At 73.7% G+C, this 16,498-nt stretch carries 14 protein-coding genes, 1 rRNA gene and 1 pseudogene; 11 read left to right on the forward strand and 5 right to left on the reverse strand.

Annotated elements, in window-relative coordinates:
- Positions 1–209 precede the first annotated feature (209 nt).
- The 3 genes and pseudogenes from rrf to AC07AB_RS22545 all read left to right on the forward strand — a co-directional run bounded on the left by rrf (position 210) and on the right by AC07AB_RS22545 (position 2,599).
- Positions 210–326, forward strand: a 5S ribosomal RNA gene (gene rrf, locus AC07AB_RS22535).
- Between the two features lie 578 nt (positions 327–904).
- Positions 905–1,660: pseudogene (locus tag AC07AB_RS22540) on the forward strand (tetratricopeptide repeat protein); the annotation flags it as partial.
- 144 nt (positions 1,661–1,804) lie between these two features.
- Entirely contained in the window at positions 1,805–2,599 is a 795-nt protein-coding gene (locus AC07AB_RS22545; protein WP_478570044.1) for a tetratricopeptide repeat protein, read from the forward strand.
- A gap of 76 nt (positions 2,600–2,675) precedes the next feature.
- Here AC07AB_RS22545 and AC07AB_RS22550 read toward each other — a convergent pair whose 3' ends face one another.
- The gene (locus AC07AB_RS22550) at positions 2,676–3,956 is read right to left on the reverse strand and encodes a DUF1015 family protein (protein ID WP_478569656.1); all 1,281 of its coding nucleotides are present in this window, start codon (positions 3,954–3,956) and stop codon (positions 2,676–2,678) included.
- 76 nt (positions 3,957–4,032) lie between these two features.
- Between AC07AB_RS22550 and AC07AB_RS22555 the strand changes: the two genes are divergently transcribed.
- Entirely contained in the window at positions 4,033–5,067 is a 1,035-nt protein-coding gene (locus AC07AB_RS22555; RefSeq protein WP_478569658.1) for an HAD-IIA family hydrolase, read from the forward strand.
- 100 nt (positions 5,068–5,167) lie between these two features.
- Here AC07AB_RS22555 and AC07AB_RS22560 read toward each other — a convergent pair whose 3' ends face one another.
- On the reverse strand, positions 5,168–6,004 hold the full coding sequence (locus tag AC07AB_RS22560; protein ID WP_478569660.1) for a siderophore-interacting protein: 837 nt from the start codon (positions 6,002–6,004) through the stop codon (positions 5,168–5,170).
- 79 nt (positions 6,005–6,083) lie between these two features.
- Positions 6,084–7,103 (reverse strand): ABC transporter substrate-binding protein, encoded by a 1,020-nt coding sequence (locus AC07AB_RS22565; protein ID WP_478569662.1) that lies wholly within the window; start codon positions 7,101–7,103, stop codon positions 6,084–6,086.
- Between the two features lie 58 nt (positions 7,104–7,161).
- Between AC07AB_RS22565 and AC07AB_RS22570 the strand changes: the two genes are divergently transcribed.
- From AC07AB_RS22570 to AC07AB_RS22580, 3 genes are all read left to right on the forward strand, one after another.
- Positions 7,162–8,205, forward strand: coding sequence for a FecCD family ABC transporter permease (locus AC07AB_RS22570; protein WP_478570046.1), 1,044 nt, complete (start codon positions 7,162–7,164; stop codon positions 8,203–8,205).
- 59 nt (positions 8,206–8,264) lie between these two features.
- Positions 8,265–9,353: a FecCD family ABC transporter permease gene (locus tag AC07AB_RS22575; protein ID WP_478570048.1), complete on the forward strand. Its 1,089-nt coding sequence runs from the start codon at positions 8,265–8,267 to the stop codon at positions 9,351–9,353.
- A gap of 185 nt (positions 9,354–9,538) precedes the next feature.
- Complete coding sequence (locus AC07AB_RS22580) at positions 9,539–10,408, forward strand: ABC transporter ATP-binding protein (RefSeq protein ID WP_478569664.1); 870 nt, start codon at positions 9,539–9,541, stop codon at positions 10,406–10,408.
- Here the strand turns inward: AC07AB_RS22580 and AC07AB_RS22585 are convergent.
- Positions 10,374–10,721: an SCP2 sterol-binding domain-containing protein gene (locus tag AC07AB_RS22585; RefSeq protein ID WP_478569666.1), complete on the reverse strand. Its 348-nt coding sequence runs from the start codon at positions 10,719–10,721 to the stop codon at positions 10,374–10,376. The two genes, AC07AB_RS22580 and AC07AB_RS22585, sit on opposite strands and share 35 nt — an antisense overlap.
- An 82-nt stretch (positions 10,722–10,803) precedes the next feature.
- Between AC07AB_RS22585 and AC07AB_RS22590 the strand changes: the two genes are divergently transcribed.
- The 3 genes from AC07AB_RS22590 to AC07AB_RS22600 are packed head-to-tail and all read left to right on the forward strand — an operon-like array spanning position 10,804 to position 12,993.
- On the forward strand, positions 10,804–11,196 hold the full coding sequence (locus AC07AB_RS22590) for a hypothetical protein (RefSeq protein ID WP_478569668.1): 393 nt from the start codon (positions 10,804–10,806) through the stop codon (positions 11,194–11,196).
- A 13-nt stretch (positions 11,197–11,209) separates the two neighbouring features.
- Positions 11,210–12,052: a TlyA family RNA methyltransferase gene (locus AC07AB_RS22595; RefSeq protein WP_478570050.1), complete on the forward strand. Its 843-nt coding sequence runs from the start codon at positions 11,210–11,212 to the stop codon at positions 12,050–12,052.
- Between the two features lie 53 nt (positions 12,053–12,105).
- On the forward strand, positions 12,106–12,993 hold the full coding sequence (locus tag AC07AB_RS22600; protein WP_478569670.1) for an NAD kinase: 888 nt from the start codon (positions 12,106–12,108) through the stop codon (positions 12,991–12,993).
- Between the two features lie 159 nt (positions 12,994–13,152).
- Here the strand turns inward: AC07AB_RS22600 and AC07AB_RS22605 are convergent, their stop codons facing one another.
- Positions 13,153–14,505: an FtsX-like permease family protein gene (locus tag AC07AB_RS22605; RefSeq protein ID WP_478569671.1), complete on the reverse strand. Its 1,353-nt coding sequence runs from the start codon at positions 14,503–14,505 to the stop codon at positions 13,153–13,155.
- A 214-nt stretch (positions 14,506–14,719) separates the two neighbouring features.
- Between AC07AB_RS22605 and recN the strand changes: the two genes are divergently transcribed.
- On the forward strand, positions 14,720–16,471 hold the full coding sequence (gene recN / locus AC07AB_RS22610) for a DNA repair protein RecN (protein ID WP_478569673.1): 1,752 nt from the start codon (positions 14,720–14,722) through the stop codon (positions 16,469–16,471).
- Positions 16,472–16,498: the final 27 nt, after the last annotated feature.

Raw genomic sequence — 16,498 nt, forward strand, 5'->3', positions numbered from 1 at the left:
GGTTGATAGGCCAGATATGGAAGCGCCGTAAGGTGTGGAGTTGACTGGTACTAATAGGCCGAGGGCTTGTCCTCAGTTGCTCGCGTCCACTGTGTGGTTCCCGGGTTGCGAACAGTCGCACCGGTTGAACCAGTAATGCTTTACCATGCCGCTTTGCGGGATGGATTAATTAAAAAGTGTGCTTGTTCGCTAGGAACACCCGAAGGTGTTTCGGTGGTCATTGCGTTAGGGAAACGCCCGGTTACATTCCGAACCCGGAAGCTAAGCCTTTCAGCGCCGATGGTACTGCAGGGGGGACCCTGTGGGAGAGTAGGACGCCGCCGAACAATATTTCTAGGACCCTTGGTCCCAGCGTTCATGCTGGGACCAAGGGTCCTTTTTGTTTTTGCCGAAGCGCGCCGATAAGCCGGGTGCGCGAGAATGACTGCGTTACCCGAAGACAGGAGTCACGACGATGTCCCCCAACTCTTCCGACGATCGGTCGGATCGCGAGCCTCGGCGCGGTGCGCCTCGCGGGCCGCGTCGTGACGACACCCGTGGCGGCCCCCGGCGCGATGACCGTCCGGCGCGTCCGGCGTTCCGGCGCGATGACGACCGTGGCGGCCGGCCTGCCGGTGGTGGTGCCGGTCGGCCTACCGGCGCCGGTGGTGCCGGTAGGCGTGATGACCGGGCTCCGCGTCGTGAGGACGACCGCGGTGGGTTCCGGCGTGACGATCGGCGTGATGAGCGTCCGGCGTTCCGGCGTGATGACGATCGGTCGCGTGGACCTCGTCGTGACGACCGTGGCGGTAGCAACGACCGCCCGCGCGGTCCCCGTCAGGATGACCGTGGCGGTTTCCGCCGTGACGACCGCGGTGGCCCCGACCGCCGCCGCGACGACGACCGCGGCGGGGCCCGCCGCGACGACCGGCGCGACAGCAGCCGTCCGGCTTTCCAGCGCGACGACCGCGCCCCGCGCCGTGAAGACGACCGCGGTGGAGCCCGGCGCGACGACCGTGGCGGTAATGACCGTCCGCGCGGTCCCCGTCAGGACGATCGCGGCGGCTTCCGCCGTGATGACCGTCGGGACGACCGGCGTGACAACGGCCGTCCGGGCTTCCAGCGTGATGACCGGGCTCCGCGTCGTGAGGACGACCGCGGTGGGTTCCGGCGTGACGATCGGCGTGATGAGCGTCCGGCGTTCCGGCGTGATGACGATCGGTCGCGTGCGCCTCGTCGTGACGACCGTGGCGGTAGCAACGACCGCCCGCGCGGTCCCCGTCAGGATGACCGTGGCGGTTTCCGCCGTGACGACCGCGGTGGCCCCGACCGCCGCCGCGACGACGACCGCGGCGGGGCCCGCCGCGACGACCGCCGCGACGACCGGCGTGACAGCCGTCCGGCTTTCCAGCGTGATGACCGGGCTCCGCGTCGTGAAGACGACCGCGGTGGAGCCCGGCGCGACGACCGGCGTGACAACAGCCGTCCGGCTTTCCAGCGTGACGACCGCGCCCCGCGTCGCGACGACGACCGCGGTGGGGCCCGGCGCGATGACCGTGGCGGTCGGCCCACCGGTGGGTTCCGGCGTGACGACCGGGGGGGCAGCGACCGCTGTGACGGCGATCGTGGCGGCCCCCGCGGTGGGCAGCGTCCTGCGCGGGACGACCGGCAGGGCGGCGGCGGTTACCGGGGGCGGGACGACCGGGGCTCCGGCGGGGCCGGGCGGCGCGATGACCGGGACCGGGACCGGGAGCCCGTACGCCGGCTGCCGATCCCCGAGGACGTGACGGGCGACGAGATCGCCCCGGACGTGCGGCAGGAGCTGATGAGCCTGCCCAAGACCCTCGCCGAGGATGTCGCGAGGAACCTTGTGATGGTGGCGAATCTGCTGGACGAGGACCCGGAGCAGGCGTACGAGTACGCCCGTATCGCGCTGCGGCTCGCTTCCAGGGTCGCCGCCGTGCGCGAGGCGGCCGGGTTCGCCGCGTACGCCACTGAGAAGTACTCCGAGGCGCTGGCCGAGTTCCGTGCGTCGCGGCGGATGACCGGGTCCGTCGACCTGTGGCCGGTCATGGCCGACTGCGAACGCGGTATGGGCCGGCCGGAGCGGGCCATGGCGATGGCCGGCGAGCCGGAGGTGCAGCGGCTGGACAAGGCCGGTCAGGTCGAGATGCGGCTGGTCGCGGCCGGGGCCCGTAAGGACATGGGGCAGGCCGACGCGGCGGTCGTGACGTTGCAGGGCCCCGAGCTGGCCTCGAACTCGATCCAGCCGTGGACTGCTCGCCTCCGTTACGCCTACGCCGACGCGCTGCTTGAGGTCGGGCGTGAGGGCGAGGCGCGCGAGTGGTTCGGGAAGGCGCTGGAGGCCGACCAGGGCGGCACCACGGACGCCTCCGACCGGCTCGCGGAGCTGGAAGGCGTGGAGTTCGTGGACGCGCTGACCGAGGAGGACGGCGAAGACAGCGAAGACGGCGAAGACAGCGAAGACGGCGAAGGCAGCGAAGACGGCGAAGGCGAGTCCGAACGGCTCGCGGACGGCGAAGGCGCGGTCGAGAGCGACGCGCCCGCGAAGGACGAGATCGGGCATGACAGCGAGCCTGATGGCGGCGACAAGCACTGATCGCTGATGGCGACGAGGGCGGGACCCCTGACCGGGGTCCCGCCCTCGTCGTATGTCCGGGGCTCTCGCGCCGCCGTCAGCCGAGCGCGAGGTTGCGGAGTACCAGGCCCGTGGCCGGTTTCGGGCCGAAGGACGTGGACTTGCGGGGCATCGTCACGCCTTGCTGGGCCAGTTCGCGCACGACCTCCTCGCGCACCGGATGCATCAGCACGGCCGTACCGCCGTGCCGCTCGGCCTGTTCGACGGCGGCTGCCGCCTCGTGGATGTAGCCGATGTGCTCGGGGTCGTCCGGGACCCGCCAGACGTGTTCGAGCAGGGCCGAGTGCAGGACGGTCGCGTCGAGCGAGCGCCATGCCTGCGGCCGGCCGTCGGGGATCGTACGGGCCAGGAGGCCGGGGTCCGGCCGGTCGATGAGGTGGAAGCCGCCGTCGCCCGCGAGCAGGAAGGCGGTGCCGCCGGCCCGGGTCGCGTCCGAGAGCGATTCGAGGGCCTTGGAGAGCGGCCCTTCGACGACGCGGGTCCGGAAGGTGTCCGCCACGGCTTCGACGGCGTCCTTGACCGGGAGGTGGTGCAGGAGCCGGTGGATGGCCCGTACGAGCAGGGGGTAGCGGGCGGTGTCCACGAGGAGGACGAGGCCGTAGTCCCAGGGGCCGGGCGCGGTCTGCTCGGAGTGCACCCGCAGATACGTGGCCCAGCGGTGGTGGCCGTCGGCGATGAGGGCCTGCCGCTGTGCGAGGTCCTCGTCGATGCGGGCCAGGTCGTCCGGGTCGGTGAGGGACCACAGCCGGTGGGCGAAGCCGTCCTCGGTGGTGGTGGCGAGCAGCGGTTCGGTGCGGATCGTGCGCTCGATGACGGCGGTGGCCCCGGTGGTGGAGCCGTCGCCGCGGTAGGCGAAGAGGAGCGGTTCGAGGTTGGCGTAGGTGTCGCGCATGAGCGCGGCGCGGTCCTCGACGATGTGCGGCATCACGTCCTCGTGGGGGAGGACGACGCCCGCTTCGCGCGGGGTCAGGCGCAGGGCGCCGATGAGGCCGCGCTGGAGGGTGTGGCCGTCGCTCTGCTCGTACACGTACAGCGCGGGCTCGGGGTCGGGGGCCAGCACGCCCTCCTCCTGCCAGCGGCGCAGGGTCTCGGCGGCCTGGCGGTGCCGCTCGGCGGCGGTGGCGGCCTGCGGGAGGATCAGACGGACGATGTTGTGGGGATCGGCCGTCTCCAGGTGACGCAGGCCGTCCGGCCGTACGACCACGTCGTACGGGGGCGAGGTCACGGCGGACAGGCTGCCGACCTGCTCCGGCACATAGCGCAGCCCTCTGAAGGGGGCCAGTTGGAGGCCCTGTCCGGCGTGCCCTGGAGTGCTCATTGGGAAATGTTATGTCGCAAACCGGGATGAGCGATGATCGGGGGAGAGAGTCACGGAAGCACGAGGAGCGCACGCCATGAACCAGACCGTCCGGACCAGCCCCGACGGAAGCGAGGAGCGGCTGAGCGCCGCGTACGACACGGCGCTGCTGGACCTCGACGGGGTGGTGTACGCGGGGGGCGAGGCCATCGCGCACGCCGTCGAGTCGCTGGGGACGGCCCGGGACGGCGGCATGCACCTGGCGTACGTCACCAACAACGCGGCGCGGACCCCGCGGACGGTCGCCGAGCATCTGACCCGGCTGGGGGTGGCGACGGAGCCGGCCGACGTGATCACCTCGGCGCAGGCGGTGGCGCGGCTGATCGCCGAGCAGGTCCCGGCCGGGGCACGGGTGTTGGTGATCGGCGCGGAGGGGCTGGAGGTCGCGCTGCGGGAGCGCGGGCTGGAGCCGGTGTTCTCCGCCGATGACGATCCGGCCGCGGTGGCGCAGGGGTACGGCGGGCCCGGCATGACGTGGGAACGGCTTCAGGAGGCGTCGTACGCGGTGGCGCGAGGCGTGCCGTGGTTCGCCTCCAACACCGATCTCACGATTCCGAGCGCGCGCGGGATCTCGCCGGGGAACGGGGCGGCGGTGGAGGTCGTACGGATCGCGACGGGCGCCGATCCGCAGGTGGCGGGGAAGCCGTTGCCGCCGATGCACCGCGAGACGGTGCTGCGGACCGGGGCCGAGCGGCCGCTGGTGGTCGGGGACCGGCTGGACACGGACATCGAGGGCGCGTACGTGGGGGGCGTGGACTCGCTGCTGGTGCTGACGGGGGTGACGTCGGCGGCAGCTCTGCTGGCGGCTTCGCCCCGGCACCGGCCGACGTATGTCGCCGAGGATCTGCGGGGGTTGCTGGAGCCGCAGCCGGTGGTCGAGGGCGCGGGCGACGGGTTCGCGTGCGGGGGATGGACGGCGTCGGCCGGGGACGGGGCGCTGGCGCTTGAGGGCGGCGGGGCGGCCGTCGACGGCTTGAGGGCGCTGTGCGGGGCGGCCTGGTCGAGCGCCGGTGACGGGGTCTCCGGGTTGGACTCGGGGAAGGCGCTGGCCCGGTTGGGCCTGGGGCGGTAGTCCGCCGCCGGGCTTTTCGGCCCACCGGAAGGGCGGCCTCCCATCCGGCCTCGGGCTGCGATGCCCAAGGCGGGATGGGAGGCCCGCGTCGCGCCCCGTCCTACTCGATCTCCGCGATCAAGTCGTCCTCCGTCACGCCCTGGCGCCAGTACCCCGTGAACTTGATCGCCTTGCGGTCGAATCGGCGGTCGTCGACGAGGTGGCGGCGGAGGGCGCGTACGTTCGCGGACTCGCCCGCGATCCAGGCGTAGGGGGTCCCGGCGGGGAGTTCCGCGGCGCGTACGGCTTCCAGGACGGCGTTGTCGTGGGCGTGCTCGCGGACCAGCCAGGTGATGTCGGCGTCGGCCTTGGTGGGGAGGGGCTGGGCGTCCTCCGCGTTCGGGACGTCGATCCAGACCTTGGCGGGGGAGTCGGGCGGCAGCTGGGCGAGGATTCCCGCGATGGCCGGCAGCGCCGTCTCGTCGCCGGTGAGCAGCGTCCAGTCGGTGCCGGGCGGCGGGCGGAAGTCGACGCCGCCGTTGTCCTCCTCGACCGGGCCGAGCACGGCGGCGCGGTCACCGGGCCGGGCGGCGCGGGCCCAGGAGGAGGCCGGGCCGTCCGTGCTGCCCGCCGGGGCGTGGTCGCCGCCGTGCAGGGCGAAGTCGACGTCCAGCTCGTCCGGGCCGCGCCGCTGGTCGCGCACCGTGTACGTACGCATGACCGACCGTACGGCCGGGTCCAGCTCGCGCCAGGCGCCGAACCAGCCCTCGCCCAGGTCGTCGGGGAGTACGGGCGCGCCCTGGCCGGGCCGCGGGAGGAAGAGTTTGAAGCGCTGGTCGCGGCCGCCGCTGACGAAGGCGGTCAGGTCGCCGCCGAAAGTGACGCGGACCATGGCGGGGCTGAGCCGTTCGGTGCGTATGACGTGCACATCGAAGAAGCGGAAGGGCGTGGCGGGCATGCGGGCGTGCTCCTCTCGGGTACCGGGCTGTGCTGCGTGGCGGGCGCCGGGCCGGGCCGGGGCGCGGCGCCGCGGCCGGTCAGGTGACCTTCTTGGCCTTCTCGACGGCGGCGGCGAGGTCCTCCAGGATCGGGGCGCAGCCGGCGTAGGAGTACCGCGGTTCGCTGAGCCACGGGACGACCTGCCCGGCCTTGACGGCGGGGAGCCCCGCCCAGGTGGGCTTGGCGGCGAGGTCCTTGGGCTGGAGGGTGGCGGTGCGGTTGTCGAGGAGGATCAGGTCGGCCGGGTACTTGTCGGCGTTCTCCCAGCTGAGGTTCTCGAAGAAGCCGCCGGTGACCTTGGAGGGGACGATGACGTCGACGCCGAGCTCCCTGAAGAAGCTGAGGTCGGCGTAGACGCCCGGGTCGGAGACGTACAGCAGGTTGGCGCTGCCGGAGGCGGCGAGGACCTTGAGGCCCTTCTTCGCCTTCGCGGCCTTGCGGAGCGTCTCGGCGGCCTTCTCGAACCGGGCCTTGGCATCGACGACCTTCTTGGCCCCCAGGTCCGCGCCGAGGGACTCGGCGAGCGCGGCGTAGCGCCGGATGGGCTCCAGGAGCGGGGTGTGGGAGGTGGTGATGCCGACGCTGGGGGCCAGGGTGAGGATCTTCTTCTTGCTCTCCTCGGGGACGCCCCACAGGTCGTGTGCCTGGATCATGTTGGTGACCAGCAGGTCAGGGGAGAGCGCCGCGTACTTCTCGACGCTGAACTCGCCCCAGGCGTTGCCGAGGATGGTGACCTTGTCGATGTCGAGGTCACCGGCCTGCGGGTCGGGCTTGCCGTTCTTGAGCTTGGTGGGGCCGAAGACGCCGACGCAGTCGATGCCGAAGTCGTGCAGGGCCGCGGCGGTGCCGGTGAAGGCGACGATGTTCTTCGGGGTGTGGTCGGCCTTCACCGTCTCGCCGCGGTCGTCCTTGAACTTCCACGGGCCGCTGTCCTTCTTCGAGGAGCCCGTTGATGAGCTGCCGCCCCCGCAGGCGGTGAGCAGGGCGCCGATGGAGGCGGCGCCGCCCGCGGCGAGGAGGCCGCGGCGGGACATGGTGAGGGTGCGGGGGTTGCTCATGGGGGATGTGCTTCTCTCCTGGAGGGCAGTTGCCAGGTTAGGCTAACCTAACTGGGTGTTGGTCGACAGTCCCCCCGAATCCCGCGCCGCCCCGGAGGCCGCGCCCCGGAGCCGCAACGCCACCCGTGCGGCCGGGCTGCTCGCCGCAACGGGCGTGCTGCTGCTGGTCGTTGTGGCGAGCATCGCCGTCGGCGCCAAGCAGATCCCCCTCGACCAGGTCTGGCACGGCCTGTTCCACTACTCCGCCACCGACGCGGACGTGGTCATCCGGGACGTACGGCTGCCGCGCACGCTGCTCGGCGTGCTGGCGGGCGCGGCGCTCGGCCTCGCCGGCGCGGTCATGCAGGCGCTCACCCGCAATCCGCTCGCCGAGCCCGGCATCCTCGGCGTCAACGCGGGCGCCGCCGCCGCTGTCGTCTCCGCCATCAGTTTCCTCGGCGTCACCTCGCTGACCGGGTACGTGTGGTTCGCCTTCCTCGGCGCCGGAGCCGTCTCGGTCGCCGTGTACGCACTGGGGGGCAGCCGCAGCGCGACGCCCGTGCGGCTCGCGCTGGCGGGCACCGCCGTGACCGCCGCGCTCTTCGGGTACGTCAACTCCGTACAGCTCATGGACAACGCGGCCCTCGACAAGCTGCGCTTCTGGACGGTCGGGTCGCTGGCCTCCGCCAACGGCGGCATCGTCGCGCGGATCGCGCCGTTCATCCTGGTCGGTGTGGTGCTCGCGCTCGCGCTCGCCCGGCCGCTGAACGCCGTGGCGCTCGGCGACGACACCGCGCGGGCGCTCGGCGCCGACCTGACCCGTACCCGGGTTCTCGCGATGCTCGCGGTCACCCTGCTGTGCGGGGCCGCGACGGCCGCCTGCGGGCCGATCGTCTTCATCGGGCTGATGGTGCCGCACGTGGTACGGGCGATCACCGGCCCCGACATGCGCTGGACCCTGCCGTACGCGGCGGTGCTCGCGCCCGTCCTGCTGCTCGGTACGGACATCGTCGGGCGCGTCGTCGCCCGGCCCTCCGAGCTCCAGGTCGGCATCGTGACGGCGGTGATCGGCGGGCCCGTCTTCATCTATCTCGTACGCCGACGGAAGATGGCGCACCTGTGAACAGCGCACCCCTGCACCGCGCGGACGCGGAAGAAGAAGACGGAGTGGCCGGAGGGGCGATGCGCGCCTCCGGGGAAGAAGGCGTTGTGGGGGAGCCGGGTGCGAAGAGTCGTCTCCGGACGAAGGCGGTACGCACCCCCGGCGGCCTCTCCTTCCGCCTCGACGCCCGCGCGGCGCTCGTCTCGCTGCTGCTCGTGGCCATCGCGCTCGCCGCGTCCGTCGTCCTGATCGGCATCGGCGACTTCCCGATGTCGACCGCCGACGTCCTGCGGACGCTGACCGGCGGCGGCACCACCGCGCAGGAGTTCATCGTCCAGGACCTGCGGCTGCCGAGAGCCCTGGTGGCGCTGCTCGTCGGCGCGGCGCTCGGGATGGCCGGCGCGGTCTTCCAGTCCGTCGCCCGCAACCCGCTGGGCAGCCCCGACGTGATCGGCTTCGGCCAGGGCTCGACGGTCGGCGCACTGGCCGTCATCGTCCTCTTCCACGGCAGCCCCTACGCGGTCTCCGGCGGTTCGATCGTCGGCGGGCTGATCACCGGCGTCGCCATCTACGCGCTCGCCTGGAAGAAGGGCGTGCACGGCTACCGCCTCGTCCTCATCGGCATCGGCGCGGCCGCCATGCTCACCGGCCTCATCGGCTATCTGCTCACCGAGGCGAACCCCTCCGACGCCTCCCGGTCGGTGGCGTGGATGGTCGGCTCCCTCAGCGGCCGGGACTGGGACCAGGTCTGGCCCCTGCTGGCCGTGTGCGCGGTGCTCTTCCCGGTCGTGCTGGGCCACGGCCGGAGCCTGAAGACGCTGGAGATGGGGGACGACGCCGCGTACGCGCTCGGGGTCCGGGTGGAGCGGACCCGGCTCGTGCTCATGCTGTCCGCCGTGCTGCTGACCGCCTCCGCCACGGCGGCGGCCGGGCCCGTCGCCTTCATCGCCCTGGCGTCGCCCCAGCTCGCCCGGCGGCTGACCCGCGCGTCGGGCCCCAACCTGGCGGCCGCCGCCTGCATGGGCGCCGCCCTGCTCGTCACCGCCGACTGGGCCTCGCAGCGGATCTTCGGCGCCGACCGGCTGCCGGTCGGCGCGCTGACCGGCATGGTGGGCGGCTGCTACCTGCTGTGGCTGCTGTTCACCGAGCGCCGGGCGGGGCGGATATGAACAGCGCGGAGACGCACTCCGCGGATACGAGCGGAACGGATACGCGCGGGACGTATACGAGCGGAACGGATACGGGCGGGGCGCGTACGGGCGGGGCGCGTACGGGCGGGGCGCGTACGGGCGGTACGGACGTACCCGCGGCAGGCGCACGCGCCCCGGAAACCACCAGCAACAGGAGAGATACCGTGAGCCGTCTTGCGGCCGAGTCCGTCACCCTCGCCTACGACCAGCGGGTCATCGCGGAGAACCTCTCCGTAGCGGTCCCCGACAACTCCTTCACCGTCATCGTCGGGCCCAACGCCTGCGGCAAGTCCACGCTGCTGCGCGCCCTCTCCCGGATGCTCAAGCCGTCGGCCGGTTCCGTGCTGCTGGACGGGCAGGCCATCGGCTCGTACCCGGCCAAGAAGGTCGCCCGTACCCTCGGGCTGCTGCCGCAGTCCTCGGTGGCGCCGGACGGCATCACCGTCGGCGACCTCGTCGCGCGCGGCCGATACCCGCACCAGGGGGTGCTGCGGCAGTGGTCGGCGCAGGACGAGCGCGTCGTCGACGAGTCGATGGCGGCGACCGGCGTCGGCGCGCTCGCCGACCGCTATGTCGACGAGCTCTCCGGCGGCCAGCGGCAGCGTGTGTGGATAGCCATGGCGCTCGCCCAGCAGACCCCGCTGCTGCTCCTCGACGAGCCGACCACCTTCCTCGACATCCAGCACCAGATCGAGGTGCTCGACCTGTGCGCGCAGCTGCACGAGGAGCAGGGGCGCACGCTGGTGGCCGTGTTGCACGACCTCAACCACGCCGCCCGCTACGCGACGCACCTGATCGCCATGTGCGACGGGCGGATCGTCGCCGAGGGGGAGCCCGCCGAGGTCGTCACGGCGCGGCTGGTGGAGCGCGTCTTCGGGCTGCGCTGCCAGGTCATCGACGACCCCGAGACCGGCACCCCGCTGGTGGTGCCCGCCGCCCGCGAGGCGCGCACGCCCGGGGAGCGGGTGGCCAAGGCCCGTACGGCCCAGGAACAGGCCGTCACAGCAGGGAGCGCAGCCGCAGCACATCCCTGAGGCCCGCCTGGAGCTTGACCCGGCCGCTGCCCCACGCCTTCGCGAAGTTCAGCTCGCCGCCGACCAGGGCCACCAGGTCGTCGCCGGTCATCGCCATTCTGATGTCGGCGCGGCCGGGCGGCGGTCCGGCCACGGGCGTGACGTCCTCGATGCGGCCGTCCGCGAGCCGGCCCACGAAGGTGGTGCCGAGGTCGGTGAGGTGGCAGCTGAGCGAGCGGTTGAGCGCGGCGGCGGTACGCAGGCCGCCGTCCGCCCCCGCGAGGTTCTCCGCCAGCCGGTCGAGTGCGGCGCGGCACTCCTCGATGGTCGCCATTGTGATCGACGGTACCCCAGGGGCCGCTCGTACCGGGGCTCTCATACCGGAGAAAGACCCGTTCCGGGGTAGCGTCGGAACCATGACCGATCCGATGACCGGCGCCGAGCCGGGGCCGGAGCACGAGCCGGAGCTTGAGCCGGATGCGGAGAGCGAGCTGGTGCCGGGGAGCGAGCCGGAGCCGGGGAGCGAGCCGGAGCCGGGGAGCGATGCGCTCACGGGCCCCGGGCCGCTCGTGGACCCCGAGCCGCTCACGGGCCCCGGGCCGCGACCGCTCGGCGTCCACCGCACCCCCACCGGTGACGCCGACGTGGACGCGCAGCTGGCCCGGCTCGGCGACGCCGACCACCTCGCGGCGAGCGGGCACCTTGAGGTGTACGAGGATGTACACCGGGGACTGCGCCACGCGCTGACCGCGCTCGACCAGCGTCCCGGGCCTTCCGCGCCCTCCGGTCCGTACGACAACAGGAGCTGAACCACACGTGGCAGTGGCACGTGGCAAGAACAGCCACCACAACGGGCGCGGCCGGCTCGCGCGGCTCGACGCCGAGCTGGTGCGCCGCAAGCTCGCCCGCTCGCGCGAGCACGCGAGCCAGCTGATCGCGGCCGGCCGGGTGACCGTGGGCGGCGCCACCGCGACCAAGCCGGCCACCCAGGTGGAGACCAGCGCGGCCCTGGTCGTCGCCAAGGACGACGACGACCCCGAGTACGTCTCGCGCGGCGGGCACAAGCTCGCGGGCGCGCTGGCCGCGTTCGGACCGCTGGGCCTCACCGTCGAGGGGCGCCGGGCGCTCGACGCCGGGGCGTCGACGGGCGGCTTCACCGATGTGCTGCTCCGGGCCGGGGCGGCGCGCGTCGTCGCCGCGGACGTCGGGTACGGGCAGCTCGCCTGGTCGCTGCAGAGCGATGAGCGGGTCACCGTCAAGGACCGTACGAACGTACGCGAGCTGACGCTTGAGCAGCTCGGCGGCGAACCCGTCGACGTGGTCGTCGGCGATCTGTCCTTCATCCCGCTGGGCCTGGTGCTGCCCGCCCTCGTGCGCTGCGCGGCGCCCGACGCGGACCTCGTGCTGATGGTCAAGCCGCAGTTCGAGGTGGGCAAGGAGCGGCTCGGCAGCGGCGGCGTGGTGCGCAGCGCGACGCTGCGCGCCGAGGCGGTACGGGCGGTCGGCGAGCGGGCCGCGGCGCTCGGCCTCGGCGTTCTCGGCGTGACCGCGAGCCCGCTGCCGGGACCGTCCGGGAATGTCGAGTACTTTCTGTGGCTGCGTGCCGGGGCGCCCGAACTGGACCCGGCCGACGTTGACCGTGCCGTGGCGGAGGGGCCTCGTTGACCACATCACAAGCAGCTTCAGCAGCGATTTCAGCAGGCGATGAGCAGCGCACCGTGTTCCTGCTCGCCCACACCGGCCGCCCAGCGGCCATCCGCAGCGCCGAACTCGTCGTCCAGGGGCTGCTGCGCTGCGGCATCCGGGTCCGGGTCCTCGCCGACGAGGCCGCGGACCTGCCGCTGCCCGCCGAGGTGGAGCTGGTCGAGGCGGGGCCGCAGGCGCCGGACGTGCTGGCGGGGTGCGAGCTGCTGGTCGTCCTGGGGGGCGACGGCACGCTGCTGCGCGGCGCGGAGTTCGCCCGCGTCTCCGGGGTGCCGATGCTCGGCGTCAACCTCGGCCGGGTCGGGTTCCTCGCCGAGGCCGAGCGGGACGACCTGGACAAGGTCGTGGACCGCGTCGCGACGCGGGCGTACGAGGTCGAGGAGCGGATGACGCTCGACGTCCTCGTACGCAACGACGGGCACGTCGTGCACACGGACTGGGCCTGGAACGAGGCGTCGGTCGAGAAGGCCGCGCGTGAGCGGCTGCTGGAGGTCGTCACGGAGGTCGACGGGCGGCCCGTCTCCCGCTTCGGCGGCGACGGGGTGGTCTGCGCGACCCCGACCGGGTCCACCGCGTACGCGTTCTCGGCGGGCGGCCCGGTGGTGTGGCCCGAGGTGGAGGCGCTGCTGATGGTGCCGATCAGCGCGCACGCGCTGTTCGCCAAGCCGCTGGTCACCGCGCCCGACTCGGTCCTCGCGGTCGAGGTGCAGCCGCAGACCCCGCACGGGGTGCTGTGGTGCGACGGCCGCCGCACCGTCGAGCTGCCCGCGGGCGCGCGGGTGGAGGTGCGGCGCGGCGCCGTGCCCGTACGGCTGGCGCGCCTGCACCACGCGTCCTTCACGGACCGGCTCGTGGCGAAGTTCGCCCTGCCGGTGGCGGGGTGGCGGGGCGCGCCGAACTAGGCGCTCGGCTGGGTTCGGTCCGCTGGAGGTCCGGTGCGTCGCGCGCGGGTTCGCCGTGGCTGGTCGCGCGGTTTCCCGCGCCCCTTTCGGGGCGCGGTATCGCGGCGGACCTCCTCCACGCGTCCGCCGCGGCGGCGGGCCCCGCGCTGGGCCCCGGCCTCACCCCGTGGCCCCCAGCGTCACGACCGCCCGGCGGCGCAGCCCCGCGCGTACCGGCACGCCGGTGGCCAGCAGCGTCAGGGCCAGAGTGGCGCCCGCGACGGAGGCGGCAACCGGCCACGGCACGTACGGGAGCGCGGAGCCGTACGCGGCGCGGAGGATGGGGGCGAGGGTGAGCAGGGCGACGGCCGTGCCGATGACCAGCGCCGTCAGGGCCACCACCAGCGCCTCCCAAGCGGCCATGGTGCGCAGTTGGCCGGGGGCGGTGCCGACCACGCGCAGCAGGGCGAGGTCGCGCCGGCGCTCGAAGGTGATCATGGCGAGGGTGTTGGCGGCGGCGATGGCCGCGAACGCCGCGTACAGGCCGGTGCCGGTGTAGTCGAGCCACACCTCGCCCGGACTGCCCGCCGATCCGGTGCGGTGCGCCGCCGTCGTGTGCACGGCGATCTTCGTGACGCCGAAGCCGACCACCAGGGTCAGCGGGACCACCGCCGCCGCGAACCGCCGCGTCTGCGAGGTGACGTTGATCATCGCGAGTTCCGCGGCGCTGCCGAACGGCCGGGTGACGCGCGCGGCCAGCCACGCCGCGGGGCCGATGATCCGGGGCCCCAGCAGCCCCACCCCCGCGCAGAACAGGATCAGCACCAGGAACGCTGACTGGCCCGCCTTGTCGGCCGGCAGCCTGGAGACCACCGCGCACAGCACGCCGCCGCCGGCGAGCGCGAGCACCCCGAGCGGGGTACGGACCATCCCGAGCCCCCGCCGTCCCGAGGCGGCCTCCGCCAGGGCCTTCGCGGGGCGCAGCCAGGTGAATCGCGCGGCGGCCGCCATGCCCGCCAGCGCCGATGTCACGGCGGCGACCGCCAGGCAGGCCGGCAGCGCGATCAGGGTGAAGCGGAAGCGCACCTCCGCCGGGATCAGCCCGTGCCCCGCCAGCGCCGCGAACCACCAGCGCGCCACCAGGACGCCGAGCCCGGCCCCCGCCACCGCCGAGGGGACCGCGGCCGCGAGCGCCTGTACGGCCACCGCGCGCCGCAGCTGCCGGGGGCGGGCGCCGATCGCCCGCAGCATCGCGAACTCGTGGTGCTGCTGGGCCACGGCCGTGCCCATGGTCGACACGATCACGAATATCGACAGATAGACCGAGCCGATCAGCATGACGACGGCCATGTCGCCCACGCCGTTCGCGTCCAGAGTCCTGCGGGTGGCGGCGGACAGGCCGTCGGCGCCGGTGGCCGCCATCATGGTCGTCGACGCGCTGACGACCGTGGCGGAGAACAGCGCGGCGACGGCGGTGCCGGCGAAAGCGGGCCGGTGGCCGCGCAGAGCGGCGCGCGCCAGTCCGTTGGGCATGGATGAGCCTCTCGCGGTGAACGGTTTCGGATCACCGCCCACCCTCCGCCCCAGGGTGGCGCCAGGACCATGGAGTACCCACCCCGATCAGGGGTGGGGGTGTCCCCAGGACGGCCGCCGGCCGGTCCGCGGACGCCCCCGCGGGCGCTCTCCGCACCGGCGCCCGGGGGCGGGCCCAGGGGGTGGCCGTCGCACGTCTGCCCCGGAACCTCGTATGGTCGTATCCGTGTTGGAGGAGATGCGGATTCGTTCACTGGGCGTCATTGATGACGCCGTCGTCGAGCTGTCACCCGGTTTCACGGCGGTGACCGGCGAGACCGGCGCCGGCAAGACCATGGTCGTCACCAGCCTCGGCCTGCTGCTCGGCGGACGCGCCGACCCAACCCTGGTGCGGATGGGAGCCAAGGCCGCGGTGGTGGAGGGACGCATCGTCGTGGCGGCCGGCTCGGCCGCGGCCGTACGGGCCGTGGAGGCGGGCGCCGAACTCGACGACGGCGCGCTCCTGATCAGCCGCACGCTCTCCGCCGAGGGGCGCTCGCGCGCCCATGTGGGCGGCCGGAGCGTCCCCGTAGGGCTGCTCGCGGAGCTGGCGGACGACCTCGTCGCCGTGCACGGGCAGACCGACCAGCAGGGGCTGCTGCGCCCGGCGCGGCAGCGCGAGGCGCTCGACCGGTACGCGGGGGACGCGGTGGCGGTGCCGCGCGCGCAGTACTCCGGCGCGTACCGGCGGCTGCGGGCGATCGCGGTCGAGCTGGAGGAGCTGACCACGCGCGCCCGGGAGCGCGCCCAGGAAGCCGGGCTGCTGCGGTTCGGCCTCGACGAGGTCGCCGCCGTCGAACCGCTCCCCGGCGAGGACGCCGAACTCGCCGCCGAGGCCGAGCGCCTCGGCCACGTCGAGTCCCTCGCCTCCGCCGCGGCGCTCGCGCACGCGGCGCTCGCCGGGAACCCCGAGGACCCCGAGGGCGTCGACGCCGCCACCCTCGTCGGCGGCGCGCACCGCGCCCTGGAGGCCGTACGCTCCCACGACCCGGCCCTCGCGGCGCTCTCCGAGCGGCTCGGCGAGGTCGGCATCCTGCTCGCCGACGTGGCGGGGGAGCTGGCCGGCTACGCGGACAACCTGGACGCCGACCCGCTGCGGCTCGCGGCCGTGGAGGAGCGCCGCGCGGCGCTCACCGGGCTGACGCGCAAGTACGGCCAGGACATCGCCGCCGTCCTGGCCTGGGCGGAGGAGAGTGCCGGCCGCCTCACCGAGCTGGAGGGCGACGACGACCGGATCGCCGAACTCACCGGTGAGCGCGACGCGCTGCGCGCCGAACTCGGCGGCCTGGCGCAGGCCCTCACCGACGCCCGTACCGAGGCGGCGAAGCGATTCGCCGGGGCGGTCACCGCCGAACTGGCGGAGCTGGCCATGCCGCACGCGCGCGTCTCCTTCGAGATCCGGCAGACACCGGTGGCCGACGAGGACTCCGGCATCGAGGTGGACGGGCGCGCCGTCGCGTACGGTCCGCACGGCGCCGACGACGTCGAACTCCACCTCGCCCCGCACCCCGGAGCGCAGCCCCGGCCGATCGCCAAGGGCGCGTCCGGCGGTGAGCTGTCCCGGGTGATGCTCGCGGTCGAGGTGGTCTTCGCGGGTTCGGACCCCGTGCCGACGTACCTCTTCGACGAGGTCGACGCGGGCGTCGGCGGCAAGGCGGCCGTCGAGGTGGGCCGCCGCCTCGCCCGGCTCGCCAAGTCCGCGCAGGTCGTGGTGGTCACCCACCTGCCGCAGGTCGCCGCCTTCGCCGACCGGCACCTGGTGGTGGAGAAGACGAACGACGGCTCCGTGACGCGCAGCGGCGTCCAGGCGATGGCCGGCGAGGACCGGGTCCGCGAGCTGTCCCGGATGCTGGCGGGCCAGGAGGACTCGGAGCTGGCGCGGGCGCACGCCGAGGAGCTGCTGGCGGCGGCGCGCGCCGGGGGCTGAGAAGCCCTACGCGGAGGGGTGCCGGGA

The organism is Streptomyces sp. NPDC044033 (assembly GCF_056434425.1).

Bases quoted from the DNA above. Each gene is read 5' to 3' on its own strand.
- AC07AB_RS22545 (WP_478570044.1), top strand. From the start codon at position 1,805: ATGAGCCTGCCCAAGACCCTCGCCGAGGATGTCGCGAGGAACCTTGTG.
- AC07AB_RS22550 (WP_478569656.1), bottom strand. From the start codon at position 3,956: ATGAGCACTCCAGGGCACGCCGGACAGGGCCTCCAACTGGCCCCCTTC.
- AC07AB_RS22555 (WP_478569658.1), top strand. From the start codon at position 4,033: ATGAACCAGACCGTCCGGACCAGCCCCGACGGAAGCGAGGAGCGGCTG.
- AC07AB_RS22560 (WP_478569660.1), bottom strand. From the start codon at position 6,004: ATGCCCGCCACGCCCTTCCGCTTCTTCGATGTGCACGTCATACGCACC.
- AC07AB_RS22565 (WP_478569662.1), bottom strand. From the start codon at position 7,103: ATGAGCAACCCCCGCACCCTCACCATGTCCCGCCGCGGCCTCCTCGCC.
- AC07AB_RS22575 (WP_478570048.1), top strand. From the start codon at position 8,265: ATGCGCGCCTCCGGGGAAGAAGGCGTTGTGGGGGAGCCGGGTGCGAAG.
- AC07AB_RS22585 (WP_478569666.1), bottom strand. From the start codon at position 10,721: ATGGCGACCATCGAGGAGTGCCGCGCCGCACTCGACCGGCTGGCGGAG.
- AC07AB_RS22590 (WP_478569668.1), top strand. From the start codon at position 10,804: ATGACCGATCCGATGACCGGCGCCGAGCCGGGGCCGGAGCACGAGCCG.
- AC07AB_RS22605 (WP_478569671.1), bottom strand. From the start codon at position 14,505: ATGCCCAACGGACTGGCGCGCGCCGCTCTGCGCGGCCACCGGCCCGCT.
- recN (WP_478569673.1), top strand. From the start codon at position 14,720: ATGGTCGTATCCGTGTTGGAGGAGATGCGGATTCGTTCACTGGGCGTC.